Source organism: Limisphaera sp. VF-2, assembly GCF_049537125.1.
GTDB lineage: Bacteria > Verrucomicrobiota > Verrucomicrobiia > Limisphaerales > Limisphaeraceae > Limisphaera.
Genome location: NZ_JBMVQY010000006.1, coordinates 32143 through 57211 on the forward strand (window position 1 = coordinate 32143; position 25069 = coordinate 57211).

Annotated in this window: 15 protein-coding genes and 1 pseudogene; 10 read left to right on the plus strand and 6 right to left on the minus strand. The window is 65.1% G+C overall.

Features of this window, described 5'->3' with window-relative positions:
- Positions 1-92 precede the first annotated feature (92 nt).
- Both ACPDIT_RS14495 and carB read left to right on the plus strand, forming a co-directional pair.
- Positions 93-3527, plus strand: a complete 3435-nt coding sequence (locus ACPDIT_RS14495) for a PD-(D/E)XK nuclease family protein (RefSeq protein WP_423444677.1) — start codon at positions 93-95, stop codon at positions 3525-3527.
- Positions 3528-3678: 151 nt separating this feature from the next.
- Positions 3679-5472 (plus strand): annotated as a pseudogene (gene carB / locus ACPDIT_RS14500) (carbamoyl-phosphate synthase large subunit); the annotation flags it as partial.
- A 141-nt stretch (positions 5473-5613) separates the two neighbouring features.
- On the opposite strand, the gene purD reads toward carB, so the two are convergent.
- Positions 5614-6918 carry a phosphoribosylamine--glycine ligase gene (gene purD / locus ACPDIT_RS14505; protein WP_423444679.1) on the minus strand — a complete coding sequence of 435 codons (1305 nt, stop codon included), beginning with the start codon at positions 6916-6918 and terminating at the stop codon, positions 5614-5616.
- A gap of 387 nt (positions 6919-7305) precedes the next feature.
- Here purD and ACPDIT_RS14510 point away from each other — a divergent pair, with 387 nt between their 5' ends.
- The 5 genes from ACPDIT_RS14510 to ACPDIT_RS14530 are packed head-to-tail and all read left to right on the plus strand — an operon-like array spanning position 7306 to position 14199.
- Positions 7306-9264: a type II secretion system protein GspD gene (locus ACPDIT_RS14510; protein ID WP_423444681.1), complete on the plus strand. Its 1959-nt coding sequence runs from the start codon at positions 7306-7308 to the stop codon at positions 9262-9264.
- Between the two features lie 9 nt (positions 9265-9273).
- On the plus strand, positions 9274-11112 hold the full coding sequence (locus ACPDIT_RS14515; protein ID WP_423444683.1) for a hypothetical protein: 1839 nt from the start codon (positions 9274-9276) through the stop codon (positions 11110-11112).
- Entirely contained in the window at positions 11109-11948 is an 840-nt protein-coding gene (locus ACPDIT_RS14520; protein WP_423444685.1) for a hypothetical protein, read from the plus strand. The genes ACPDIT_RS14515 and ACPDIT_RS14520 overlap by 4 nt, the downstream gene beginning before the upstream one ends.
- A gap of 8 nt (positions 11949-11956) precedes the next feature.
- The gene (locus tag ACPDIT_RS14525; RefSeq protein WP_423444687.1) at positions 11957-12466 is read left to right on the plus strand and encodes a hypothetical protein; all 510 of its coding nucleotides are present in this window, start codon (positions 11957-11959) and stop codon (positions 12464-12466) included.
- Positions 12463-14199, plus strand: coding sequence for a GspE/PulE family protein (locus tag ACPDIT_RS14530; protein ID WP_423444689.1), 1737 nt, complete (start codon positions 12463-12465; stop codon positions 14197-14199). Before ACPDIT_RS14525 ends, ACPDIT_RS14530 begins: the two co-directional genes overlap by 4 nt.
- Positions 14200-14573: 374 nt before the next feature.
- Here ACPDIT_RS14530 and ACPDIT_RS14535 read toward each other — a convergent pair whose 3' ends face one another.
- The 5 genes from ACPDIT_RS14535 to ACPDIT_RS14555 all read right to left on the minus strand — a co-directional run bounded on the left by ACPDIT_RS14535 (position 14574) and on the right by ACPDIT_RS14555 (position 19685).
- Positions 14574-15311, minus strand: coding sequence for an isoprenyl transferase (locus ACPDIT_RS14535; RefSeq protein WP_423444765.1), 738 nt, complete (start codon positions 15309-15311; stop codon positions 14574-14576).
- 71 nt (positions 15312-15382) lie between these two features.
- Positions 15383-16651, minus strand: a complete 1269-nt coding sequence (locus ACPDIT_RS14540) for an adenylosuccinate synthase (RefSeq protein ID WP_423444691.1) — start codon at positions 16649-16651, stop codon at positions 15383-15385.
- A gap of 769 nt (positions 16652-17420) precedes the next feature.
- On the minus strand, positions 17421-17963 hold the full coding sequence (locus tag ACPDIT_RS14545) for a hypothetical protein (RefSeq protein ID WP_423444692.1): 543 nt from the start codon (positions 17961-17963) through the stop codon (positions 17421-17423).
- A 14-nt stretch (positions 17964-17977) separates the two neighbouring features.
- A complete protein-coding gene (locus tag ACPDIT_RS14550) occupies positions 17978-18616 on the minus strand; it encodes a sigma-70 family RNA polymerase sigma factor (RefSeq protein WP_423444694.1) in 639 nt (212 codons plus the stop codon).
- A 16-nt stretch (positions 18617-18632) separates the two neighbouring features.
- On the minus strand, positions 18633-19685 hold the full coding sequence (locus ACPDIT_RS14555) for a polyprenyl synthetase family protein (RefSeq protein ID WP_423444696.1): 1053 nt from the start codon (positions 19683-19685) through the stop codon (positions 18633-18635).
- 1255 nt (positions 19686-20940) lie between these two features.
- Between ACPDIT_RS14555 and ACPDIT_RS14560 the strand changes: the two genes are divergently transcribed.
- Genes ACPDIT_RS14560 through ACPDIT_RS14570 form a run of 3 tightly spaced genes read left to right on the plus strand, consistent with a single transcriptional unit; the run spans position 20941 to position 25069 of the window.
- Entirely contained in the window at positions 20941-22248 is a 1308-nt protein-coding gene (locus ACPDIT_RS14560) for a hypothetical protein (RefSeq protein ID WP_423444698.1), read from the plus strand.
- A gap of 11 nt (positions 22249-22259) precedes the next feature.
- Positions 22260-22949 (plus strand): polysaccharide biosynthesis/export family protein, encoded by a 690-nt coding sequence (locus ACPDIT_RS14565; RefSeq protein ID WP_423444700.1) that lies wholly within the window; start codon positions 22260-22262, stop codon positions 22947-22949.
- Positions 22950-22957: 8 nt separating this feature from the next.
- Entirely contained in the window at positions 22958-25069 is a 2112-nt protein-coding gene (locus tag ACPDIT_RS14570) for a GumC family protein (protein ID WP_423444702.1), read from the plus strand.

Sequence of the window (25069 nt, forward strand, 5' to 3'; positions counted from 1 at the left end):
GGCGAGAACTGAGCCGCAGGTGCTGCGGCAGCCCGAGAGGGGTCAGGGTTTGACTTGGCAACGGCCCTGGCAGCGAGTCCACTTTTGGGGCCATGCGGGTGCGAATGTGGTTGGGGCCGGCGGGCAGCGGCAAGACCCACCGCTGTCTGGCCGAGATTCGGGAGGCGTTGCGGAGCGCGCCGGAGGGACCGCCGTTGATTCTGGTGGCACCGCGGCAGATGACGTTTCAGTTGGAGCGCCAGCTGTTGAGCGAGCCGACCCTGTGCGGGTATACGCGGTTGCAGGTGGTGTCCTTCGAACGACTCTGCTTCTGGCTGTGGGAAGCATTTGAACGACCGTTGCTGCGGTGTCTTTCCGCCGAGGGACGGGTGATGGCGTTTCGAGCCCTCCTGGGGCGATTGCGGGGTCAGCTGAAGGTCTTCCATGCCAGTGCGCGATGGGCGGGATTTGCTCGGGAGCTGAGCGAGGCGTGGGTGGAGTGCAAGCGGCACCGGATCGCGTCGGCCCGTCTGGAGGAGCTGGCACGAGAGGTGTCGTCGGAGCGTCTGGCGGGGAAACTTCACGATCTCGCGTTGCTGACCCGGGCTTACGAAGCGTGGTTGGAGCAGCACGGTCTGGTGGATGTGCAGACGTTGGGGGAGCGGGTTACCGCGATGTTGAGGGAGCGGTCGGGGGAGCCGTGGATCGAGGGCGTTTGGGTGGACGGATTTGCGGAGCTGGCGCCGCAGGAGATTGCGTTGCTTGCGGAACTGGCCCGGCATTGTCGCTGCCTGACGGTGACGTTTTGCCTGGACCCCGAGGGCGCCTCGGGACCGGAACGGTTGTCGCCGTGGTGGGTGGTGGGGGAATTCAAAAAGCATTTTGAAGAGGCCTTGCAGCGGATTGCAGGCGTGGCCCTTGAAGCGGAAAGGTTGCCGCCCCGGAACGTATCCGGTCGATTCGACGCACGTCCCGAGTTGTTCGAGTTGGAGCGGGCATGGGCCAGGGGAGGCGGGAACTCCCTCGGGGCTGTGGTTGTCGGGCAAGCGGGGGGCGCGCGTCCGGCGGTGCGCTTGGTGGCATGTGAGACCCCATTGGCGGAAGCCGCGTTTGTGGCGCGGGAGATCTGGAAGTTCGTGCGAGCCGGCGGGCGGTTTCGAGACGTGCTGGTGCTGGTGCGGGACCTGGAGGTGGCGCACGCGCCGCTGCGGCGGGTCTTTGCCGAGTACGAGATTCCTCATTACTGGGACCGGCGCGAGTCGGTGGCGCATCATCCGCTGGTGGTTTTGACCCGGAGTGCCCTCCGACTGGTGGGGCGGAACTGGAGGTCAGGGGACTGGTTTGCGGTGATAAAGAGCGGTTTGTTGCCGGCGCCGGAAGGGAAGTTGGATGCGCTCGAAAACCATGCGCTGGCCAATGGCTGGCAGGGCCGCGACGTGTGGTTGGGAGAGGTTGCTGCGGCCTGGTATGCCGCGAGGGGCCCGGGCGAGGAGCAGTGGTGGGAGGCGTTTGTGCAGCCGTGGAAACAGTTCGATGCTGCCCTGGAGGAGGGGCGCGGCCGCGTTCGAGGGGCAGCGTTGGTTGCGGCCATTCGCGAGCTGTGGGACCGACTCGGGGTTGAGCGTCGTCTGGAGCAGTGGGCCGCGGAGGGCGGGATCGGAAACAGTGCGGGTGGATGGCCGGGCGATTCCGGGGGGGCGGTGCACGAGACGGTTTGGGAGCAAATGCAGGCCTGGCTGGAAGATCTGGAGCTGGCCTTCGGCGAAGAAGCCCTGGAATGGTCCGAGTGGCTGCCGATTGTCGAGGCGGGTCTGGGAGGGTTGACGGTTGGGGTGATTCCCCCGGCTTTGGACCAGGTGCTGGTGGGTGCGGTGCATCGGTCGCGGCAGTCCGAAGCACGCCTGGTGTTCCTGCTGGGTTGGAACGAGGGGGTGTTCCCGGCCCGTCCCGCGCGCGGGCCGCTGTTGACGGAGGCTGAGTGGGCGGAGGTGGCGGGGGAGCGGCTGAGGCTGTACCGGGATCCACTGGACCAGCGGGCGTTGGAAGAGCATTTCGCCTATCTGGCGTGCACGCGGGCGCGGGAACAGTTGATCGTCACGTGGTGTCGTCGGGACGCCGCAGGTCGGGTGCTCAACCCCTCGCCGTTTTACAGGCGGCTGAGGCAGTTGTTCCCGGCAGTGCCGGAGGAGGAGTTTGCCGGGCCGGGCGGCGTGCAAGTGGTCCCGGGCGCGGGGCGCGAGCCGAATCCCGTGGAGACCGCCCGGGAGTTGGTGCATGTGCACGAGTTGTGGCCGTGGCTGGTGCGGGTCTGTGTGGCAAATCCGGAGCGTGCCCGCGCGTTGCCGGAGAAGGTGCAGGAGATTGTGACGCCGTTTCAGCGTCATGCCCGACACGTTGCGCAGGGGTGGCTCGCGCCCGGGGTGGCCACGGGTTTGTACGGGTCGAAGTTGCGGGTTTCGGTGACTCAGTTGGAAAGGTTTGCGGCCTGTCCGTTTCAGTTTTTCGTCTGGGGCGGACTTTTGGCGCGGGAACGGGAGGTTTACGAGGCGGGCGCAGCGGAAGTGGGATCGTTTCAGCACGAGGTGCTGGCGGCGTTTCACCGTCGCGTGTGTGATCATGGACAGGGGTGGAAGCGCCTGGAATGGGATCAGGCGCGCAGGTTGCTGCGCGAAGCGGCCGAGGAGGTCCGGCAAAGTTATCGGGCGGGTTTGTTTGGTTCGAGCGAGCGGCGGCGGTTGTTGGCGGAGCGTCTGGTGGCCGAGCTGGAGCGGTTTTTGGGGGTGGTGCTGTACTGGATGCAACGGGGTTATCAATTCGAGCCGGAGCAGGTGGAATGGCGCTTCGGAGACGATCAGGAGCCGGGGTGGCGGCTGAGTTGGCCGGACGATCGGGTTCTGGAAGTGACGGGGCGCCTGGACCGCGTGGACGTCCGACGCACGGAGGATGGTTCGGGGGCCTGGGCGGTGGTCATGGATTACAAGACAGGTCGAGTGGATTTCGAGTCCGCGCTGGTCTGGTCCGGCGTGGACTTGCAGTTGCGGGTGTACCTGAGCGTGGTGCGGGAGCTGCGGGAGCTGCGTCGGCGTGTGGGCGTGGACCGGTTGCAGCCGGTGGGTGCTTTTTATGTGCCGTTACGCCCGCGACCGAAGTCGGTGAAGACCCGGGCCGAGGCGGAGTCCGGGCACGAGGCCTCGGCGCTGCGACAGGCGTATCAGCATCAGGGATTGTTCGACGCCGCCTGTTTGGAGTGGTTGGAGGGGGTTCCGGGCCAAACGAAGGGGGAACAGTTTGCCTGGCGGCGGAACCAGGACGGTCGTTTGCACAAGGGATGTGAGCAAGCTCTTGAATCCGCGGAATTCGCGAAGCTCCTGGCGGAAACTGAAGGGTTGGTTCGGTCCATGGCCGAGCGGATCTGGCAGGGGGACGTGCGGGTGGATCCTTATGAGTATCGCGGCGAGGTGGCCTGCGAGCGTTGTGAGTGTCAGGCGATCTGCCGGATTGATCGCGCGCGGCATCGGTTTCGGAAGCTCCGGTCCCCACGGGCTTGAGTGCCCACTCACGCGGCACGGGTCGCGTCCAACCCCGGGGGAGGGATGATTTCCGGGAACGGGCCCCGGGCTTCAACAACACCCTCGGCGGGCGTGGTTTGACAGGTCGGCAGGGCCTTGGCAGGCTGGGGGGCCCTGTGGAGGGGAATCTGTGAACGCAGAATTGCTGGCTCAAGCGAAGGCACTGGGATTCTCGGACCGTCAGATTGCGCATCTGACGGGGCGCACCGAGGATGAGGTTCGTGCTTTGCGGAAAGAACTCGGTCTGTTGCCCAGTTACCGCCTGGTGGACACGTGCGCGGCCGAGTTCGAGGCTTACACGCCCTATTACTATTCCACCTACGACCGCGGCGATGACGAGGTGCGGCCGTCGGACCGGCGCAAGGTGATGATTCTGGGCGGGGGGCCGAACCGCATCGGACAGGGAATCGAGTTCGACTACTGCTGCGTGCACGCGGCGTTTGCCCTGAAGGAGGAGGGCCTGGAGACCATCATGGTGAACTCGAACCCCGAGACGGTCTCGACGGATTACGACACCAGCGACCGGCTTTATTTCGAGCCGCTGACCCTGGAGGATGTGCTCCACATTTACGAGAGGGAAGGGTGCTACGGGGCCATTGCCCAGTTTGGCGGGCAGACCCCTTTGAATCTTTCGCTGCCCCTGCAGCGGAACGGGGTGCGCATCCTGGGCACGTCGCCGCAGAGCATCGAGATGGCCGAGGACCGGGAGCTGTTTGCCGCGTTGCTCCGGCGTCTGAACATCCCCCAGCCGCCGAACGGGGTGGCCACCAACGAACAGGAGGCGCTGGAGGTGGCGCGCCGGCTCGGGTATCCGATCCTTGTCCGGCCGAGTTTTGTGCTGGGGGGTCGGGCGATGCAAATTGTGTACTCCGACGCCGAGCTGCAGCACTACATGCGGTTTGCGGTGGAGGCGTCGCCCGAGCGGCCCGTGTTGGTGGACAAGTTCCTGGAGGACGCCACCGAGGTGGATGTGGACTGCATCGCTGATGTGGGGCTGTTCGACGACCCGGGTCGGGGCACGGTGGTCATCGGGGGGATTCTCGAGCACATTGAATATGCCGGCGTGCATTCCGGGGATGCGGCCATGGTCCTGCCGCCGCACACACTTTCCTATCACACGATCCAGACCATCCGCGAGTACACCCATGCGCTGGCGCGGGAGCTCCGCGTGGCGGGTCTGATGAACGTGCAGTACGCGGTGAAGGACGACACGGTGTACGTCCTGGAGGTGAATCCCCGGGCTTCGCGGACGGTGCCGTTTGTGAGCAAGGCCATTGGGGTCCCGCTGGCCAAGCTGGCGGCGAAGGTGATGGTGGGGCGGACGTTGCAGGAGCTTGGGTTCACGCGGGAGATCTGGCCCAAGTATTGGGCGGTGAAGGAGTCGGTGTTTCCGTTCAACCGCTTTCCGGGGCAGGACATCTTGTTGTCGCCGGAAATGCGCAGCACCGGCGAAGTGATGGGGTTGGACGCGAACCTGGGCATTGCCTATGCCAAGAGCCAGATGGCGGCAGGGGCGCCGTTGCCGTTGCGGGGCAGCGTGTTCATCAGCGTCAGTGATCGTGACAAGCCGCACATCCCGGCGATTGCCAAACGGTTTGCCGAGCTGGGCTTCGAGATTGTGTCCACGGGGCGCACGGCCCAGGTTTTGGAGGCGGTGGGGTTGAAGGTGCGGAAGATCTTCAAGATCAACGAGGGTCGGCCCCATGCGCTGGACCTGATCAAGAACGGCGAGTTGCAACTGATCATCAACACGCCGGCCGGGCCGACGCCGCGGGCCGACCAGGTGAAGATTCGCACCACGGCGGTGTATTCCGGGGTGCCGATCATGACGACGCTGAGCGGAGCGAAGGCGGCCCTGTTGGGGATTGCCGCTCTGCAGCAGCGGGGTTACGACGTGAAGAGCCTGCAGGAGTACCACGTCTGAGGGGCTGAGGCGGCGGCCGGTGGTGGCGCTTCCACGGGAGAAACGCCGGCGCGGTCGGTCCGGAGGCGGGGTCCTCCGCAGCTGCGGTCCCCGGGTGGACGCCGTGGTTCAGGGCCCTGCGGTTGGATTTGCCCGGCCGCTTCAGGGACGTTGCCAGCGGAGCGCGCGGTGGCCGATGTCCCGCCGGTATTGCATTCCGTCAAAGTGAATGCGTTCGACGGCGGCGTATGCCTTCTGGAGGGCAGCGGGGAGATCGGGAGCCAGCGCGGTGACTCCGAGCACGCGGCCACCTTTGGTGACCCATTGGCCGTTTACGCGATCCGTTCCGGCGTGGAACACTTTGACTCCGGGAATCTGTTCCGCCTCTTCCAAGCCGGAGATGGGGCAGCCTTTGCGATAATCCCCGGGATAGCCGGCGCTGGCCAGGACGATGCAAACGCTGGTTTGGGCGGACCAGCGCAGGGGTGCTGACGGCAGGCTCCCCTCGGCACTGGCCCAAAGCAGTTCGAACAAATCGTTCTCCAGGCGGGTGAGGTACACCTGGGTCTCCGGGTCGCCGAAGCGCACATTGAATTCAAGGACCCTGGGGCCGTTGGCCGTGAGCATGACGCCCGGATAAAGGAGTCCGCGGAAATCGATGCCCTCGGCCTGGCAGCCCTTCAGCCATGGCTGCAAGATCTGTGCGTAGGCCTGCGCCAGCTGCGTCTCGTCCAGAAAGGGCGTGGGGCAGTAGGTTCCCATGCCCCCGGTGTTGGGGCCGGTGTCACCGTCCTTGAGACGCTTGTGATCCTGGGAGGTGGGGAAGGGCAGGGCAGTGCGTCCGTCGCAGAGGGCATGGAGGGACACCTCGATGCCTTCCAGCAGTTCCTGAATGACGACCCGTGCGCCGGCGGGCCCCAGGAGACGCCGGACCATCCAGTCTTCAATGGCCGCATCGGCCTCCGCCTGATTGCGGCAGACCCGGACCCCCTTGCCCAGGGCCAGGCCGTCGGCCTTGACGGCGCACCGGCCGCCCAGGGAGGCCGCATACCGAGAGGCGGCGCGGGGATCTTCGAAAACGGCGCCTCGAGGGGCCGGGATCCCGTAGCGCTCCATGAACTGTTGGGCAAACACCTTGGAGGCTTCGAACTGCGCGGCGACACGGGTAGGGCCCCAGGCGCGGAGCCCCTCAGCTTGAAACCGATCCACCACGCCCAGGGCCAGGGGATTGTCCGGTCCCACCACCGTGAGGTCGGGCCGTTGTTCGCGGGCCCAGGCCACAAGCGTCGGGAGATCCTCGGCGCCGATGGGCACGCAGTGAACGGGTGCGCCGTTGTGCCGGATGCGTTCGCTTGCGATTCCGGCGTTGCCCGGGGCGCAGTACAGGTCCGTAACGTGGGGCGATTGCGCCAGTTTCCAAACGAGGGCGTGCTCCCGCCCGCCGCCGCCAATGACCAACACTTTCATCGGGCGCCGGATTCAACCATCGCGGCCCGTTGCCGAAAAGCCTTTTGTGTTCCTCCGAGGGAAAGACGTGGCCCGCGCAGTCCCTCAAGGCCACGAGGGGGAGACTGAGGCGGGCCGAGGGAATCGGGTCGGCTGCATCCCGCCGGCTTCGAGCGCGGGTGACCAGAGGCGCCGCGCGTGCGCGCGTTCATCCGCGAAACGTGGGGTGGGGGAGGGGCCCGCCTACCGGGGAGCCCGGGGCTTTCGGGAGGTCGTGGAGGGTGCGAGTGGGACGGAGAAAAACGGGAAGCGAGCAAGAGTTTTGATTGCGAGCCGGCGCGGGCGTGACGCATCCTGAGGCCTGCAGCTTGAATGACAGTCCGCGGTCCAGCGTCCATGATTGCCGGAATGTTACGCGCGAGCACTCTCATCTGGTTCCTCGTCGTTTTGGGGGGTACCGCCTTGACCCTGGGTTGTCGTCAGGTCCCGGCCGATCGAGGGATGACCGGGGCGCCGGCGGCCAGCGGGGACGCTCCCGCGCGGGAGAAGGTTCGGTACAGTCCGCGTTACGACGCGGAGATCGAGCAGATTCTGGAGCTGGCGCGGCGGGGGCGGTGGGAACAGGCGCGGGAGGAGGCGGAGGTCCTGTTGGCGCGCGCGCCGGACGATGCGGCCGTCCAGCGGCTTCGTTCGTGGGTCGTTCAGCAGGAGCAGGCCGTGCGGGAAAAGGCCCTGGAGGACAAGATTCGGGAGATCAACGCGGCCAACTCCGTGTTCAATCCCACCATTCCGGATTTGCTGACCGAGCAGAAGGATCGCGGCCTGCCGGCGAGCAAGGATGTGCGGGACACGATCGAGAAGATCGAGAGCGGCCGGCTGATTCCGGAGACCTACGGCGTGGTGCGGCGTGAAAAGGGGCCGATGTTCGATCTGGAGGCGGCGCGCGGTCCCATGGCGCGGATGTTGGAGAAGGAGGTGACCATTCACCTGGACAACGTCACGTTGGAGAACCTGATCATCCAGCTGAGCCAGACGACCGGCATCAACATCGTGGCCGACAAGTCGCTGCCGGTGCTCAAGCAGACCTTGAGCGTGAATCTGGAGAAGGTGCGGCTGTCGGAGTTTCTCAAGTACGTGTCGCGAAACTACGAAGTGCAGTTTCAGGTGGGCCCGGAGCTGATCTGGGTCACGGACGCCAAGGATCCCAAGAAACGGATGGAGGAAACACGGTTTTACCGGTTGCGGACGGGCTTTGTGCGGCCCGCCCGCCTGGGCTCGGAGGAGGCGATTCGCACCGAGACGCGCGCCCCGAACAACGTGGTCACCGTCACCGAAACGCAGAAGTTCCGGAAGTTCGTCAATGACGAGGCGCCCGAGATGCCCTCCATCGAGCAGGCCATTACCAACCTGTTTACCGGCAGCAAATGGTTCATTGACTACGAGCGCAACCTGATCGTGGCCCGCGGTACCCCCGAGGAGTTGGAGGTCATGGAGAAGATCATCGAGGAGTTCGACCGCCCGATTCAACAGGTGCTGATCGAGGCGAGATTCGTGACCATTTCCAAGCCGGCCTTCCTGCAACTGGGGGCGTTGTGGGAGACGGGTCGGGCCCTGCAGGGCGTGCGGGTCCCCCAGGATTTCACGGGCCTGGCGAATCTGCAGAGTTTCCCCACGGTCAACAACGTCCCGGCGGTGGGGATCGGGCTGCAGGAAGTGTTCACCAACATTCTCGGGCGCCGCGCCCTGAGCGCCACGCTCAGCGCCCTGGAGCAAAGCGGGGAGAGCCAGACCCTCAGTGCCCCCCGCCTGACTGTCTTGAACAATCGCCCGGCGACCATCTCCGACGGCAAGGTCCAGTACTATTACGAGGAGTATCAGGTCAAACAGACCGTGGGCCAGTACTACACGGCCTCCTCGTGGGTGCCCAGCGGCCGGCCCACCAAGGTGACGGCGGGCGCCGAGTTGAACGTGCTGGCCAGCATCGCCGGCGACGGCAAACACATCATCCTGGCCCTCAATCCGCGGGTGAACACCGACGTGCAGTTGGTGCCCTTCGCCACGTTGACCGATTACGACGCGCAAAGCCGTCAAGTGCTCAACTCATTCACGCTGAAACTGCCGGAGTATCGGACGCAGGAACTGGCCACCCGTGTCGTGGTCCGATCCGGCGAGACCGTCGTCATGGGCGGGGTGCTGGAGCGGGAACGGCTGACGATGGTCGAAGCGGTGCCCATCCTGGGGAACATCCCGGTCATCGGGGCCGCCTTTCGACGGCGCACGGAGGTGGACAAACCGCGGTACCTGCTGATTTTCGTGACGGCCACCATCGTCAACGAAAAGGGCGAGTACGTGATCTACGAGGACTGAGCAGGAGGCGTGGCAATCTGGTTCCAGCAATTTGTCGTTCCAGGGTGGCGCCAGCGTCTGGTGGCGGTGGATCATGGTCGGCGCAGAGTCAAGCTCTTGCTGGGGGAACTGCAGAGGGGACGCTTCCAGCCGATCGCCCACCGGATCGTGGATCTGGAAGAGGAAGGCCTGGTCAAACCGGAGGAGGTGCAGCGACACCTCGGGGATCTGATTCACGGGTGGGGAGAATGGCCGCTGGCAGTCGTATTGCCACCCCGACTCAGTTTCTCGCAGGTGTTGGACGTGCCTCCCCCGGCGGGGTGGGCGGACATTCCCCGGCTGATCGAGGAACAGACGGCACGTCTCCGCGGTCTGGGACAGGGTCCCTGGGTCTATGAAGCGGTGCCGTTGCCCCCGCAGGGGCGTTGGCAGCAGCCCTTCTTCCTGACGGTGGCGCGCCTGGCGGATGTCCAGCAGCACCTGGAGGATACGGTTGCGCCTGTCACGGAGGTCCGCCATGTCAGCAGTGCCGCCCGGGCGCTGGCCGAGGCGTGGGCCTGGATGGGTCGGCCGGCTTCGGAGGTGTGGCTGCTGGATGTGGGGTACGAGCAAAGCCTGCTGGTGCGCGTACGGGACGAACGCCCGGTGCTGGCCGCCGCCGAGATCGTCGGGGCCAAGAGCTGGATCGAACGCTTCGCCGCGGTCCGGCGCTGCAGCGCGTCGGAGGCCGAGACGTTCCTGGAGCGGGAAGGGGCCTTCGCCGCTCCCCGGGTTGTGCCGGAATTGCAGGCGGCCCTGCAGGAGTGGTGGCAGCGGTTGCAACGTGCGGTGCAAGAGGCACGAGCCCTGGCCCCGGGACTGGAGGAGGGGGCCGACCCTCCAATGTATGTTTCGGGTGGGGCGGTACATTGGCCCGGGTTTGTGGAGGCGCTGCGCGCGGTCAGTGGACGACCGTGCCTGCCCTGGCCCGAGGCCCACGCGGTCGGCGGGCCACTCCCGATGACGGATCTGGCGCTCGTGGTGGGGACCGCGGTGCACGCTTTCGGCCAGGGCGCGGAGGCGCCCTCACTGTTGCCCCCGGCGTTGCGGGCCCATGGCCGGCATCTGCGACAGGTGGCGACCCTGCTGGCGGTGGCGGCAGTGTTCCTGGTGATGGTGGGACTGCTGTTGGGCCTGGGCCTGTGGCGCAAGACGCAGCGCGTGGCGGAGAAGGAACAACTTCTGGAGCAGGCGGAGACGGCGCTGGCCCGTTTGCAGGAACTGGAACGGGCCGCGCGGCTGCGGGACAGCGCCTTCATCCGGTACTGGCCGCTGCTGGACCAGCAAGAGCGCACCGTGGATTTGTTGGAAACGTTGCGGGCGCTGGAGCAGGTGCGCGCCCGCCATGACTTTTGGACGGTCCTGCTGGCGGATGCCGAGAGTTACGCCCGCGGCAGTACGCTCCCGCTACCCGACACCAACAGCCCGGCCGTCCAGGTACAGGCCTGGTTGCAGGATCCCCCGGCCAACCCGAGCTTTGTGGTCGAGTTGTGCATTCCGGCGGCGGGGGACGCGACGCTGAAGGTTCTGTCCGAACTGGTCGCCGATTTGCGCAAAGACAACCGGCTGGCAAGAGTGGATTCGCTGCCGGCGGCGCAGCGGCGGACATGGGTCGATCCGAAGGTGATCATTCCGGACCGTCATTTCGTGTTGGGCGTGGACATGGTGGACGGAGGGTGGCGCGGGTTGTTTCAATCCGTGCGACTACCGGAGGTTCGTTGGGGCACCAACGTGGTGCGTCGGCCGGCGCTCTGGACCGTGCCACGCGGCCGCACGGCGCCGGCCGGCCCGGGCTCGGCCGGCCCGATCCCAGGTCGTGGTGGGGAATGATTTCTGAACGCAAGATTCGGCGCGTGCAGTGGGTAACCGTCGCTCTGGCAGCCGGCCTGGTGTTGCTTTACTGGGTGGGATACCGGCCGGCGAGCGTGCGCGCCCGGGAGTTGGATCGGCCCGTGGCCGAGGCGTGGAAGCAGCTGGTGGCAGCGGTTCAAACCAATGTCCATGCCCGCAGTGTGCAGGCGGCGGTGTTGGAGGATGCCGTGCGTCGGATGCAACAGGCGGCCCGCTGGTTGGAGGAGGCTGGTAAAGCGGCGTCTGCACGGGTTGCCTGGGACGAAGGCACCGAGCAGCGCCTGCGGCAGGAATTCCAACTGCTCGAGTTTGACCGCCAGCGCTTTCTTACCATGGCCGAGCTCCGGAGCCGTGCTGCGGCGGCCAAAGTGATCGTGGCCGAGGCGGTATGGCAGGGGTATCCGGATTACGATCCGCAGTTACATCCGCCCGCGCTGCACTGGGCCCTGCTGGCCACGGTGCAGCAGGTGCTGGACACCGCGCTGGCGTGCGAGGTTCGTGCCCTGAGCAATCTCACTGTACTGCCCACCCTCAGCTACGGGGCCGGCGAGTCCGGGGAACCGGTGTACCATCAGTTCCGACTCCGGCTGGAGATGATCGGCACGGCGCCGGCCCTGGAACGTTTCCTGCGGAGTCTGCCGTTGCGGCCCGGGGATTGGGAGGGTGCCGGCCTGCCCGCCATCTCCTCCAAGACGCAGGCGTTTTTTGTGGACCGTGTGCTGCTCAAGAACGTGTCGGCCAATCCGGACCTGACCGGGTTGGACGTGGTGGTCAGTGCCTTCTGTGCGCAGCCCGGGTCCGGCTCGGAGCGATGAACCGTCTTGTGCAAAGGAGCCTGCTGTTGGTGGCCGTGGTCTTTGCGGCGGCCGTGGCGGTGGGCTGGTTGGTCTTGCGAGACATGGACGACGGCCCACCCGCACTGCCGCGAGCGGACACCTCGCTCACCAATCTGCCGGTGATCCTGCCCGCGGAGCCGGACTTTCCGGACCGCTTCGGGCCTGTCAGGTGGCGGGAAGCCGTGCGGGGCACCAACGAGATGTCGGCGTTCGTTACGACCTTCTTTCGACCGCCCCCGCCCCCGCCGCCGCCCGTGCGGAAAACGCAAAAGTTCCAACTCACCTATCAGGGTTATTTCGAGACGGCCGAGGGGACTCAGCGGGCCTATGTCCTGGTCAACGATCGTCTGGCCGTGTTGCCGCCGGGGGCCAGAGTGGTGGGAGACGTGGTGATTACGAACATTCACCGACTGCGTCTGGACTTGTTGCAGGCGGGGACGCAGGCTCTCAGTGTACCGTTTCGGGGGACGCGCGAGGTGGAGGTGCCGGTCGAATGAATCCTTCCGCGACATCGGGTCCCGTCGAGGTGGGCGAGCTGCTGCGGCAGCGCGGGATTCTGACGGAAAAGCAGCTCGAACAGGTGCGGCGTCGCCAGGCCCGCTCCGGACTGCCGCAACACCGGGTGATCGTGGAGTTGAACTACGCCTCCGAGGAGGACACGTATCGCGCGCTGGCGGAACTTCACCAAATGCCGTTTGTGGACGTCAGTGCCCTCGAGCTGGATCCGGAGATCCTCAAGGAAGTTCCCCTGAAGCTGGTGTTCCATTATCGGCTCCTGCCCTTGCGGCGCGAGGGGGACGTGTTGACGGTGGCCGTGTCGGAGCCGCCCATGCCCATGGAGCAGGGCAACCTGCGGCTGATGCTGCACCGGCCGCTGGAGTTCGTTCTGAGCACGCCCAGTGCCATTCAGGCGGCCTTGCGGCGGCACTTCGGCCTCGGGGCAGAAACCATTCAGCAACTGCGCGACGAACGAGGGACGGAGGACACCACCGTGGAGACGGTGTTCGATGTGAAACCCGCCGAGGACGATCCGGCGGTGCAGGCCTCGATCGCGCGGTTGGTGGACCAGATCCTGATGGAGGCACTGCGTCTGGACGCCACCGACATCCACATCGAGCCGTATCCGGATGCGATTCGTCTCCGGTACCGCATTGACGGCGTGTTGCGAACCGTGCCCGTGCCGGCGGGCCTTCGCAAATTGCACGCCCCATTGGTGTCGCGCCTCAAAATCATGGCGGGGTTGAACATTGCCGAGAAACGCCTGCCCCAGGACGGGCGCATCGCGATGAAGACCGGCAACGAGGCATACGACCTGCGGGTTTCCGTGCTGCCCACCTGCCATGGCGAGGCGCTCTGCCTGCGCGTGCTGGGTCGGCAGAGTCTGTTTCTCGATCTCGGCCAACTGGGGATGGAGCCGGAGCAGGAGGCCTTGATGCGGCAGTTGGTCGAATTGCCGCAGGGCATGGTGTTGCTGACGGGGCCGACCGGCAGCGGCAAAACCACGACGCTGTACGCGGCGCTCGCACAGGCCAACGATGAAGGCCGCAAAATCATCACCATCGAAAACCCCGTGGAATATCAACTGGAGGGTGTGGCCCAGATTCAGACCCGGGAGGAGATCGGTCTGACCTTTGCGAGCGGCCTGCGTGCCGTGTTGCGACACGATCCGGACGTCATCCTCATTGGCGAGATTCGAGATCCGGAAACGGCGGAGATAGCCGTGCGCGCGGCGCAAACGGGGCACCTGGTCTTTTCCACTCTTCACACCAATGACAGTGTGACCACGGTCACGAGGCTGTTGGAGATGGGCATCGAACCGAGTGTGCTGGGCTCGTCCCTGGTGGCCAGCATTGCCCAGCGCCTGGCGCAGCGGATTTGTCGCCACTGCATGGAGCGGGATGCGGAGCTGCCCGCGGATCTTCGGGCCGAGATGGCCCAGGCGGTGGGACGGCCGGAGAGCGAACTCCAGGCCTGGCGGGGACGCGGTTGCGTGGAGTGCCATCAGCGCGGCTATCGCGGCCGCGTCGCGTTGTTCGAGTTCTTTGTGCTCAACGAGGAGCTGGCCGACCTGATCGAACCGGGCGTGAAGGCCGGGCGCCTGCGAGAGGCGGCACGGCGGCACGGGTGGCGGTCGTTGCGTGAGAACGGATGGCTGAAGGTGCAGCAGGGGCTGATTGCAGTGGCGGAACTGCAGCGACTCACCCGGCGCGTTCGAGCCGTTTCGGGGTGAACCGGGCCGGGCCCCAAGCCGTTGGGTTTCCTTGTGTGTCCGAGGCCCGGTGCGGGGAGCCCGGCTGCAGAGCAAGCCGGATCTCTGGCCGCAGCCCGCTCCCGGGTCAGAGCAAAGGGCAGGGCCCCCGGGTCCCGAGCGGCCTCGAGAGCGGAGGTGCATGCATGTACATGGGCGGCGGGCCTCCGTGCGGCCGAGCGTCTCCGTACTCCCCGGCCGGCCCGCAAGCCCGGTGCCCTCCGCAAAGGCCGCCTGTTTGGGGTTTTGGGTGGGGGGAAGTGGCGGGAGAAACCCGAAGCCTGTCGGCCCGTGGAAAGCCGCACAAGTCGGGATGCCGGGAGAGCCGGTGCGGCGAAGCCGGGGTGGGATCCGGCTTACACGGTGCCGAACCGACGGTGCCGGCGGGCGTACTCTTCCAGGGCCGCGTAGAAGTGGGCCTTGCGGAAGTCGGGCCAGAGCACCGGAGTCACCACCAGCTCGGCGTAGGAGATCTGCCAGAGCAGGAAGTTGCTGACGCGCATTTCCCCGCTGGTGCGGATGAGCAGATCGGGGTCGGGAATGTTGCGCGTCCACAGGTGCTGGGCGAAGAGATGCTCGTCGATGTCGTCCGGGTCCAGTTCCCCGGCCTTGACCTTGCGGGCCAGGCTCCGCGCGGCTTCGACGATTTCGGTGCGGCCGCCGTAGCTGAGGGCCATGATGAGGGTGAGCCCGTTGTTCTTGGACAAAAGGCGGACGGTCTTTTGGAGCTGGGTCTGGACGGCTTCGGGCAGTCGGTAGATCTGGCCGATGACGTGGAGACGGACGTTGTGGCGCTGGAGCTCTGCCGTTTCGGTTTTGAGGTACTGGAGGAGGTACTTCATCAGGGCATCGACCTCTTCCTTGGGCCGGTTCCAGTTCTCCACGGAGAAGGCGTAGAGGGTCAGGTATTGGATGCCGAGCTCGCCGGCGGCACGGACGACGACCCGGGCCGATTCGGCCCCGTGTCGATGGCCTTCGATTCTCGGCAGGCCGCGTTGCCGGGCCCAGCGACCGTTGCCGTCCATGATGATGGCGACATGGCGGGGCAGCGAGGCGCGCGCTTCGGGGCTGAGCTGGACATGGGCCGTGTTCATGGAGTCCGGCCGCGTCGGCGGCGTGTCCGTGGATGCCAGGGTTTCCAATCCACCGTTCTTCATGGAACGGATCAGCGTTCGATGGTTTGTTCCCGGGCCGGGCCCACCGAAACAATGCGAATGGGGGCGCCGACCAGATCCTCCAGGGCTTTGAGGTAGGCCCGCGCTTTGGTGGGCAGCTGCTTCCAACTGCGGGCCCCCTGGGTGGACGTACACCAGCCTTCGAACTCGGCGTACACGGGTTCACAGGCGGAGAGTTCCTGCACATCGGCAGGCGGGATGTCATACTGGCGGCGGCCCACGCGATAGCCCAGGCAAACCTTGATGGTGGAAAGCGTGTCCAGCCCGTCCAGGTTGGTCACGGCCAGTTCGTCCACGCCGTTGATGCGAACGGCGTGTCGGACGGCCACGGCGTCGAACCAGCCGCAACGGCGTGGTCGGCCGGTGGTGGCTCCAAATTCACGGCCCATGCTGTGCAGAAGGTCTCCGAGCGCGGCATCTTCCGTGGGTAACGGACCTTCTCCCACGCGTGTCGTGTAAGCCTTCATGACGCCCACCACGCGGTCAATGCGATTCGGTGGCACGCCCGTGCCCGTACAGGCTCCCCCGGCCGTGGTATTGGACGACGTGACAAACGGATACGTGCCATGGTCGATGTCGAGAAACGTCCCCTGCGCCCCTTCGAACAGGAGGCTTTTGCCCTCGGCGATGGCCTGGTGGAGCAGGGCGACCGTGTTGGCCACGAAGGGCTGCAAAAAGCTTCCTGCTGCCTGATATTCCTGCAACACCTTCCGGTAGCTCAAGGGCCTGGCCCCCCAGGCACGCAACACCTCGTTGTTTTCCCGGATGCGCCGGCGCAGCTTTTCAGCGAAAACCTCGGGCCGTACGAGGTCCAACATGCGCAACCCCACCCGGGCGGCCTTGTCGGCATACGCCGGACCGATGCCCCGTTTGGTGGTGCCCAGTTTATGGCGGCCCTGCCGGTTTTCGCGGGCCACGTCCAGCTCCCGATGGTACGGCAGGACCACATGGGCTGTCTCACTGATGACCAGGTTGCGGTCCACCTTGACGCCCAAGCGCCGCAATCCCTGAATTTCCTCCATCAGGCTCACCGGATCGATCACCACCCCGTTGGCAATCACGCAGAGCTTGTCCGGCCGAAGAATGCCCGACGGCACCAGGTGCAGAATGTACCGCTCCTGTCCGACCAGTACGGTGTGCCCTGCGTTGTTTCCTCCGGCGTAGCGGATGACCACGTCCGCTTCTTCCGTCAGCACATCGATGATTTTGCCCTTGCCTTCGTCGCCCCACTGGGCGCCCACCAGAATCGTGTTGGCCATATGGTTTCAGCCGCCCCGACCCACGACCCCCCCAAATGCTGAACCGATTCAGAGCCACGGGAGGCCGCCGGCCGCAGCGGGACCGAGGCAACCTAGGAGGCTTGTCCGCATCCTGTCAACGATGCAGTCCCCGAGCGGAGGCATTCGCGAGATCCGAGCGAGTCTCGTGGAGTTACCTGCATCCCAACGGCGCGCCGTGGATCGTAAGCTCCCCGGTGGGGCCTCTCCGCAGCAAAACCGTCGCAACCCTCGGGCTCGCCTCCGGCCGGGCACCCGGGAGAAACAGCCAGGAGCTGTCCCCGGCATGCCGCTGAATACACGGTGCCCGGCCCTCGAAAGGCGAAACCCGGCCCGGCTTTGGGCCGTCCGTTTGGGGAAAACCGCGCGTTGCGTTTGTCCCTGGTCCGGGAATGTCCTCCTCAGGCAACGCAAGGGTCAGGGGCATCAAAAGCGCAATTGCGGCATCTGGCTGAAAGGCGGGTGCGGCTTTGCCCCAAGGACGGGCGATCGGTTCCGGGGCGTGCAGGCGCGCGGAGTCGGTACCGACGCGTCGGCGCGTGAAATCCGAATGCCGGCAGTTCTCACGGAAGCGGCCGGGGACACGTCCAACCGTACCCGGCGGCCTGGTTGCCCAAGTGGTTGGGATGCTGGTCGCACGGAGTCTGAGAAGGGCTGCGGGTGGTTGCGTGTCGAACGGTGCCGGGGGAGAGCCGCGCACCGTGCCTGGAGAGGGTTCACCGTCGATCCCTCGGGTCCGCGGCTGTCGGGCTCACGGGACCATGAGGTTACTGTGGGCCGAGGGAACGCCGCTGGCTCGTTGAACGTCGAGGGGAGGCGGCTGGAAGAGCAAGGGCGGGCCCTGCACGCCGTCAAGCAGCCCCGATTGACCGGGTGGATTGGTCGTGGCCAGAAGCGGATGAACCTCAGGGAACGAGGGCACGCCCGGCGCATTTGGCAAACCCAACATGCCCGGGCTGACCGAGACCTGGTTCCAAGGGGCCCGAGTGCTTTCCATCCCGGTGGGCAGCTCCAACCGTTCGGCCTGGAGCACGGCGCCTACAACCAAAGCGCAAACGACGACTCCCAGCGCTCCGGCGAGCAGCGGGCGCGGGGCTAGGGCTTCCCAGAGGAATCGCCACCAGGTCGGCCCCTCGGCGGCGGACTGAGTGTTCAAGCCGGCATGGTGGAGGCGTCGCAGCTCCAGCAGCGTGGCCTGGCGCATGGCCTCCAGGCACCCGGCCGGGGGGCGCTCGTAGCGTTTCAGTGCCAGCAGTCGCCGCAACCTCGCAAATTCCTCGGGTTTGGAGTGCATAGGCAGCCAATGCCTCAAAGGTAATCCGACAAGTACGCCTGCAATTGTTGTCGCGCGTAAAACAGGCGCGACCGAACCGTTCCCACGCTGCAATCCATGATCCTGGCAATTTCCTCGTGGGGCATCCCCTGCACATCGTGCAACACCACGACCAGTCTATGTTTTTCTGACAGCTTCTGCATGGCCTCGTTCAATTTCTGCCGCAATTCCGCCAGCGAGACCTCCCGGCGGGGAGTTTTTTCCGAGATCAGCGCGACCAGATCGGGATCGTGCTCGGCGTTCCAATCCAGTTCGTTGAGGCTGAGCCCGCTGTTTTCGGGACGTTTCTTTTCCAGAAAGTTCAGGGTTTTGTTGACTGCGATTCGGTAAATCCAGGTGCTGAAGGCGGCCTGACCGCGGAATCGGCCGAGCGCCTGGTAGGCAGCGATAAAGGTTTCCTGCGTCAGATCGCGCGCGTCTTCGTGGTGGGAGGTCATGTGGTAGATGACCTGGTAAACGCGCTCCTGGTGGCGGCGCATCAATTCGCCGTAGGCGTCCAGGTCACCGGCCTGGGCCCGGGCCACCAGTTCGGCCTCTTTCGCGGAGTCGGACTGTGCCGAGGTCTCCGCCGGTTGAGGGGGAACCGGGCGGGCAGCAGAGGATTCCTGCGCCATGGACTCCGTCCGTGGTTCAGTGCGCGCCATTTAACCGATCGGCTTGACGGGCCAGGTAATCTGCGGCGGCGTGAAGAGGACCCGGCCGGGCCGGGGCCGGCAGCCCCTGCAGATGCTGTCGGGCTCGTTCCAGATGCACATGGATCATGCGCAGGGCTTCGACCAGGGCTCCGTGACGCTCCAACATTTGCCGAAGCTGGGGGAGGTGGCCGGGTTCCCAATGCTGGATCCACCGCTCCAGTCGGGACCGTTCGCGGGGGTCGGATCGCTCCCAGGCCAGCAGCACGGGCAGGGTCAACTTGCCCTTGGCCAGGTCGGTACCCAGCGACTTGCCCACGGCGCTTTCCTGCCCCATCAAGTCCAGGCAGTCATCGTAGAGTTGATAGGCGGTGCCGAAGGCCAGACCAAACTGACGGAGGGTCCCTCGCACCTCCGGTGCGGCGCCGCTGCACCAGGCCCCCAGGTCGCAGGCCAGGCCGAACAGCTCGCCCGTCTTCATTTCCAACACCCGGAAATAGTACTCCTGCGAAAGCGGGAAGTTGCGTCGATGCCGTGTTTGCAGGATTTCTCCGGTGCACACGGTCTCGGTGGCGCGCGCCACGGCGCGGCAAATCTCCGGGGTTGGGAAACCCGCCGCCAGCACCAGGGCCTGGGCAAAGAGGCAATCGCCAAACAGAACGGCCGTTTCGTTGCCCCAGCGGGCGGCCACGGTCAACCGCCCCCGCCGCAACGCCGCCTCGTCCATGACATCGTCATGCACCAGCGTGGCCAGGTGGATCATCTCGATGATCACCGCCACGGTAATATGATCCGGGCCCGGACGGCCCAGCGCTTGCCCCACCAATCCCACCAGCGTCGGCCGCAGCTGCTTGCCAGGGCCCTGCAGGGTGTATTCGGCCAAACCGGACAACTCCGGATCGAAGGCCCGGACCTGTTCGCCCAGCCGATTGGATACGGCCTCCAGAAAGGGTTCCAAGGGCCCAACGATCTGTTTCCAGAGCAGACCGGCCTCGGCGTCCTGGGAATCAGCGGTGGGGGCGGTGGTTGCTTTGGTGCCCGTAGCCAGCATCTGCACCAAAGTCTAGGGAGCCCATCCCCCCAAGTCAAACGCGTTGGCCCGGTTTTGGGGACTTCCGGCCGCATTCAGGTTGTCGGACCCGCCCGAACGCCCGACGGAATTTCGAGCGGCCTGAGGACGAGAAAGCCGAGGGGAAAGAACATTCCCTCGGGATCCTTGAATCTGGGACGCAGAACTGAAATGCGTCCTGCGCGGTCCACGGATCGCACGCGCCTCTGCACGGGCTCAAGGCGCATGCACCTCACCAACCCGGGGTAACGCCGCGGGAACTCGACCCCTGGACCCGCAGCGCCCTGAACGGGCGCAACTCGATGATCCCGCATCGCCAGGGCCGGACGCGCCACACCGAAGGCCGTCCCTTCAGGGCGTCTGAATCGCACGAACCAAGGCACCCGGCCCACTGCCACGGCTGTTGAATCATCGCCACCTTGGGGCCCTCATGCAGGGCGCCGGGGGCACAGCCATTCACCCGGCCCCGAGGCGGTCTGCTTGGCGGGCGGCACCTTTGGGAGTTGTCCCGTTTGGGGCGAACTCACGGCGCGCCGAAGGGACGGGACCTTTCCTTGATGGGTTTTAGGTGAAGAAAGTTACAGGGGCTGCTTGGGAGGATTGTCGCTTTCCGCATCGGGACAAGGAGGGCTTCACCACCGCCGAGCCGCTGTCCGCTGCATTTCTGGTTTTGGACGCCCCGAGAGCCGGGCGCAATTTCGGGCGTCGACGGCACGCGGACGCCACGGGAAAGGGCGTTTTCTGGGCATTCTTGAATCCGGGGCTTAAAAACGAAATGCTCCCCTGCGAGTTCTCGGGGCTTCGAACCTGGCCCTTGGGACCGTGGGAACGTCGGCCGGAGCCTCTTCCGCCGGCGGTTTTCATTCTCAGGGGGACGGGCTTGTATGCGACCGGATTTTGGCTTTCGTTCCAACGTTGCGTGCGTCACCCGGAGGGCCGCTGCAAACGCTCCTCCTGTGGAGGTCGGGTGGGCTGCCAACCATCGGGTTCCCGAGGGTCCGGGATCGGTGGCAGACGTCATGCTCGCAGTTTCGCTTCCCCGACTGCTCGCGCGGAGCGATGGCGAAGACGCCCGGGTCAAGCCGTGGCTGGGGCTCGGATTTGCGTGGGTTAGGGTGTGCTGGCGTCTCGAGGTGCGGTCAAACTCCGGGAAGCGAAGGGCGCGCGGTAGATTGCTTGACCCGGCACGGCCGGGCGATAACGTGAATCTCCTGCGGTTGCCAGGGTGAGTTGCCACATGAGTGCGAGAGGCGGAAGCGGCCGGGATCGGTGGGACAGGGGCAAACGAGGTCGCTGGGCACCGGCCGCATGGTTGCTGGCGGGTGTCACGGCCACTTCGGCGCAGGAGGCTTTGCGGGCTTCATTGACCGGCCAACAGATTCTGGAGCAGAAAAGGCGTCAAATTGCGGCCGGGTGGGGGGACCTGCGGTTGGGCGCCTGGCGGTTCGATTTGAATGCTTCTCTGGCCCTCGAGGCCAACGACAACGTTCGCTATGAAGAGGTGAACCCCCGGTCCGACCTCATCGTTCGCCCCGGTTTCTCGGTGCGGGCGCTTTATCCGGTGACGGACAAGAACGTCCTCACCTTCAGCACGGGGGCCAGCTACAACGCCTACCTGACCCACTCGGATTTGAACTACCTGCATGTGTTGCCGGACTCGAACCTGTCCTTCGACGTGTTCGTGGGCAACTTGCTGCTGAATTTTCACAATCGGTTTCATTACACGCAGGAGCTGGCGGATCAGCCCGACGTGCGCGGCCGCTTCAACTACGGGCGATTGGACAACCAGGTGGGCGTGCTCGGGCTTTGGGATTTGAACAAGCTGGTGGTTTCGTTCAACTACGACCACCAGATCTACCAGGTGACCGAGGAACGTTACGATTTCACCGACCGGACGGCCGAGCTGTTTGGTGCCCGCGTGGCCTGGCTGGTGCGCCCGCTGACGTCGCTGGGTCTGGAGACGGGGCTCGGCCTGATCGACTACAACAATGAGGACCCTTCCCGGCCGATTCGGCTGAACGACCTCTTTCACTACAGTGTGGGCCTCTTCTACGAAATGCCGGCCGGTCGGTTCATGCAATTGCGCACCGGTGCGGGATACGTGGCCTATGATCCCACGACGGATGTCATGCCGTTCGGCATCGGCGGGGACCGCATGGACGGGTGGTATGCGGATCTTTCCCTCCGGCACCAGATCACCCGCCGCATTCAATACGTGCTGTCCGGCGGGCATCAGGTGCGGTCGGGGTGGTACGCCGAAACGATCCGTTCCCTCTACGGACAGCTGACGGTCAACTGGAATGTGATTCGAGGCTATTCGCTGGCCACCAGTGCCAGTTACGAGACCGCGCAGGAGGAGGGCGGTTCCTGGTTTGGTGTGCCGGAGGAATTCGATCGGTACACCCTCGGGGTGGCCGTGGGCAAGCGGCTCGGGCAGAAGCTCGGGGCCACGCTGGGCTACAGTTACCTGGCGCGGGATTCCAATGTGTTCGGCCGCAGTTACACGCAGAATCGCCTTGTCCTGACGGCGATGTACACGTTTTAATGAGATGCCAGATGAAAAAGGTGGGTTGGAGTTTCCTCGTTTGGCTGCTGGTCGGCGGTCTGGTGCGGGCTGCCGAGACCGGTTCGACCCCTCCCGCGGTGGCAGCGGAAGCGGCCGCGGCGGCGACCGCCGCTTCGCCGACCAACGGCACCGCCGGACGCGGCGTGCCGATCGTGAGCGACGATCGGCACCGGTTGGGTCCGGGCGACAAGCTCAGCTTCCAGATTCTGGAGGATCGCGATCCCCCGAAGCCCCTGGTGGTGACGGACTCGGGCGAACTGGACGTGCCCTATGTGGGCCGGGTCATGGCCGCGGGCAAGACCTGCAAGGAGCTGGCCGAGGAGCTCAAGCAGTTGCTGGAGAAGGACTACTATTACCGGGCCACCGTGGTGCTCGGCTTGAACGAAGTCAGCCGCATGGCGGGTCGGGTTTACATCTGGGGCCAGGTCCGCAACCAGGGGGCCATCGAAATTCCCGTCGGGGAGAACTTCACCGCCGGCAAGGCCATCCTGCGGGCCGGCGGCTTCACGGACTTCGCCAACAAAAAGAAGGTCCGGCTGGTGCGGACCAACCCGGACGGTTCGCGCGAGACGATCGAGCTGAACATGGAAGACATCCTGGAGCGAGGGAAGATCGAGCAGGACGTGTCGTTGCGGCCGGATGATTTTCTGATCGTGCCGGCGCGGCTGATCAACTGGTGAACGCTGTCATGAACGAGTATCCCCAGCCTGTTCCCGAAAACCGTTCGGTTCGCAGCGCGCGTTTCTTCACCGTCCTGCAGCGCTGGCGGTCGCTGCTGCGGCGCTACTGGTGGATCCTGCCCGGTTGCGCGCTGCTGGCCATGGCGGTGCACCTGTTGATTCTGTGGAACTCGCCCCCGGCGTATGCCAGCCAGGGCCGGATGATCGTCAATGTCAAGATCCAGGTGCAGACCGGGGCCAATTACATCGAGGAATTCAGCAACTTCCTGGGCACGCAGGTCGCCCTCATGCAGAGCGCCACGGTGCTCAACCGGGCGGCCGATCGGGTGCACGCCACGCGGCCCGACCTGGTGCCGGTGCCCGTCAAGGTCAGCGTGGGCGTGACGCCCAAGACGACCATCTTCAATCTCCGGGCGGTGGGCTCCGATCCCGCGTATGTCCAGGCCTATCTGGACGCGGTGATGGAGGAATTCATCAACCTCAAGAAAGAGATGCGCACCCGCAGCTCGGATGTCACCCTGGCCGGGATCACGGAGGAAGTCGCGCGGCTCGAGAAGGAACTGAAGGGGTACGAGGAGGAACTGCTTCAGTTCCAGGCCACCAACAGTATCGTCTTTTTGCAGGAGCAGGGCAACGTGGCGGGCAATTACCTGGCGCAACTGAACCAGCAACTGGCCATGCTCCAGAGCGAGCTGAATCTGCTGGAAATGCTCAACCTCGAGCAGAATCTGGAGCGACAGCAGGCCTCCGGCGTCATTACCGGGGTCCGGCCGGTTCCCCCGGGCCAGCAACGCAGCCCGGTGGACGTGTTGCGGGCCGATTCGGACTATTTGAAGGTCAAACAGGAAATCCAGATGCTGAAAGCCGAGGAGCAGCAGTTGTCCGAGTTCCTCCGGCCCAAGCATCCCAAAATGATCGCCCTGCGCGAGGAGATCCAGCGCAAGGAAAAACTGTTGGACATCGTCCGCGAGCAGAGCGTGGAGCAGATCGAGAACCGCAAGAAATCCCTGGCCCTCCAAATCGAGAACCTCCAGAAGGAGATCAAACAGTGGGAGGCGCGCGCCCTGGAGGCCAGCAGCAAAATGGCGCAGTACCAAAAAATCCGCGCCAACATCACCCGCGTGCAAAACCTTTATGATCGGCTGCTTCAGACCATGCAGGCGGTGGGGGTGGACAAGGACATCACGCCCGAATCGGTCGCGATTCTGGAGCGGGCCTCGGAGGCGGAGCCGGACCGACTGAGTCTGTCCATCAGCCTGACCCTGGCGGGCATGGTGGGACTCATGCTGGGCGTGGGGCTGCTGCTGCTCGTGGACCGATTCGACGACCGCATGAACACCTTTGTGGAGCTTCAGGATCATTTCGAGGAACCGGTCCTGGGCCAGATTCCGCGGGAACGATCCTCCCGCAATCACGACCTGCCCCTGTTGCGGCCGGACGATGACCGACACGCGTTTGCCGAAGCCTATCGGAACGTGCGATCCTCCCTGCTGTTCATGCAACCCACCAACGGCGACGCCCGCCCGTCCCTGTTGCTGGTGACGAGTTCGATCCCGAATGACGGCAAATCGCTGACCACGGCCAATCTGGCAATCACGCTGGCCCTGGGCGGATCCCGCGTTTTGCTGGTGGACGCCGATTTGCGCAAGGGGGTCGTTCATCGCCGGTTCAAGCTCGAAAACACCGCCGGTTTTTCGGAGGTTCTACAGCAAAAAGCGAAGTGGAACGATGTGGTTCAGCCAACGTCCATTCCGAATTTGTGGGTGATCACCAGCGGCTCGCCCACGCAGAAATCTAGCGAGTTGTTCCTGCAGCCGTTGACGAGAACGGTCCTGCAGGAAATGGCCGCCCAGTACGATTACGTGGTGTTGGACACCCCACCGGTGATGGCCGCGGACGATGTAACCACGCTGGCGCCCCTGACCCACGGAGTGATCTTCGTCATTCGGGCGCAGCACACCTCCGCACGGGTTGCACGAGCCGCGCTGGACCTGCTCTACCAGCGGAACGTGCACGTGCTGGGTCTGGTCTTCAACGCGGTGAATCCGCGCACGGGCGAGTACTATTACTACTCGCGCTACAAGGACTATTACCATCGGCCTTCGCGCGCCAGGGCCTAG

Bases quoted from the DNA above. Each gene is read 5' to 3' on its own strand.
- ACPDIT_RS14550 (WP_423444694.1), bottom strand. From the start codon at position 18,616: ATGGCGCAGGAATCCTCTGCTGCCCGCCCGGTTCCCCCTCAACCGGCG.
- ACPDIT_RS14520 (WP_423444685.1), top strand. From the start codon at position 11,109: ATGATTTCTGAACGCAAGATTCGGCGCGTGCAGTGGGTAACCGTCGCT.
- ACPDIT_RS14545 (WP_423444692.1), bottom strand. From the start codon at position 17,963: ATGCACTCCAAACCCGAGGAATTTGCGAGGTTGCGGCGACTGCTGGCA.
- ACPDIT_RS14530 (WP_423444689.1), top strand. From the start codon at position 12,463: ATGAATCCTTCCGCGACATCGGGTCCCGTCGAGGTGGGCGAGCTGCTG.
- ACPDIT_RS14555 (WP_423444696.1), bottom strand. From the start codon at position 19,685: ATGCTGGCTACGGGCACCAAAGCAACCACCGCCCCCACCGCTGATTCC.
- ACPDIT_RS14565 (WP_423444700.1), top strand. From the start codon at position 22,260: ATGAAAAAGGTGGGTTGGAGTTTCCTCGTTTGGCTGCTGGTCGGCGGT.
- purD (WP_423444679.1), bottom strand. From the start codon at position 6,918: ATGAAAGTGTTGGTCATTGGCGGCGGCGGGCGGGAGCACGCCCTCGTT.
- ACPDIT_RS14560 (WP_423444698.1), top strand. From the start codon at position 20,941: ATGAGTGCGAGAGGCGGAAGCGGCCGGGATCGGTGGGACAGGGGCAAA.
- ACPDIT_RS14540 (WP_423444691.1), bottom strand. From the start codon at position 16,651: ATGGCCAACACGATTCTGGTGGGCGCCCAGTGGGGCGACGAAGGCAAG.
- ACPDIT_RS14510 (WP_423444681.1), top strand. From the start codon at position 7,306: ATGTTACGCGCGAGCACTCTCATCTGGTTCCTCGTCGTTTTGGGGGGT.
- ACPDIT_RS14495 (WP_423444677.1), top strand. From the start codon at position 93: ATGCGGGTGCGAATGTGGTTGGGGCCGGCGGGCAGCGGCAAGACCCAC.
- ACPDIT_RS14570 (WP_423444702.1), top strand. From the start codon at position 22,958: ATGAACGAGTATCCCCAGCCTGTTCCCGAAAACCGTTCGGTTCGCAGC.
- ACPDIT_RS14535 (WP_423444765.1), bottom strand. From the start codon at position 15,311: ATGAACACGGCCCATGTCCAGCTCAGCCCCGAAGCGCGCGCCTCGCTG.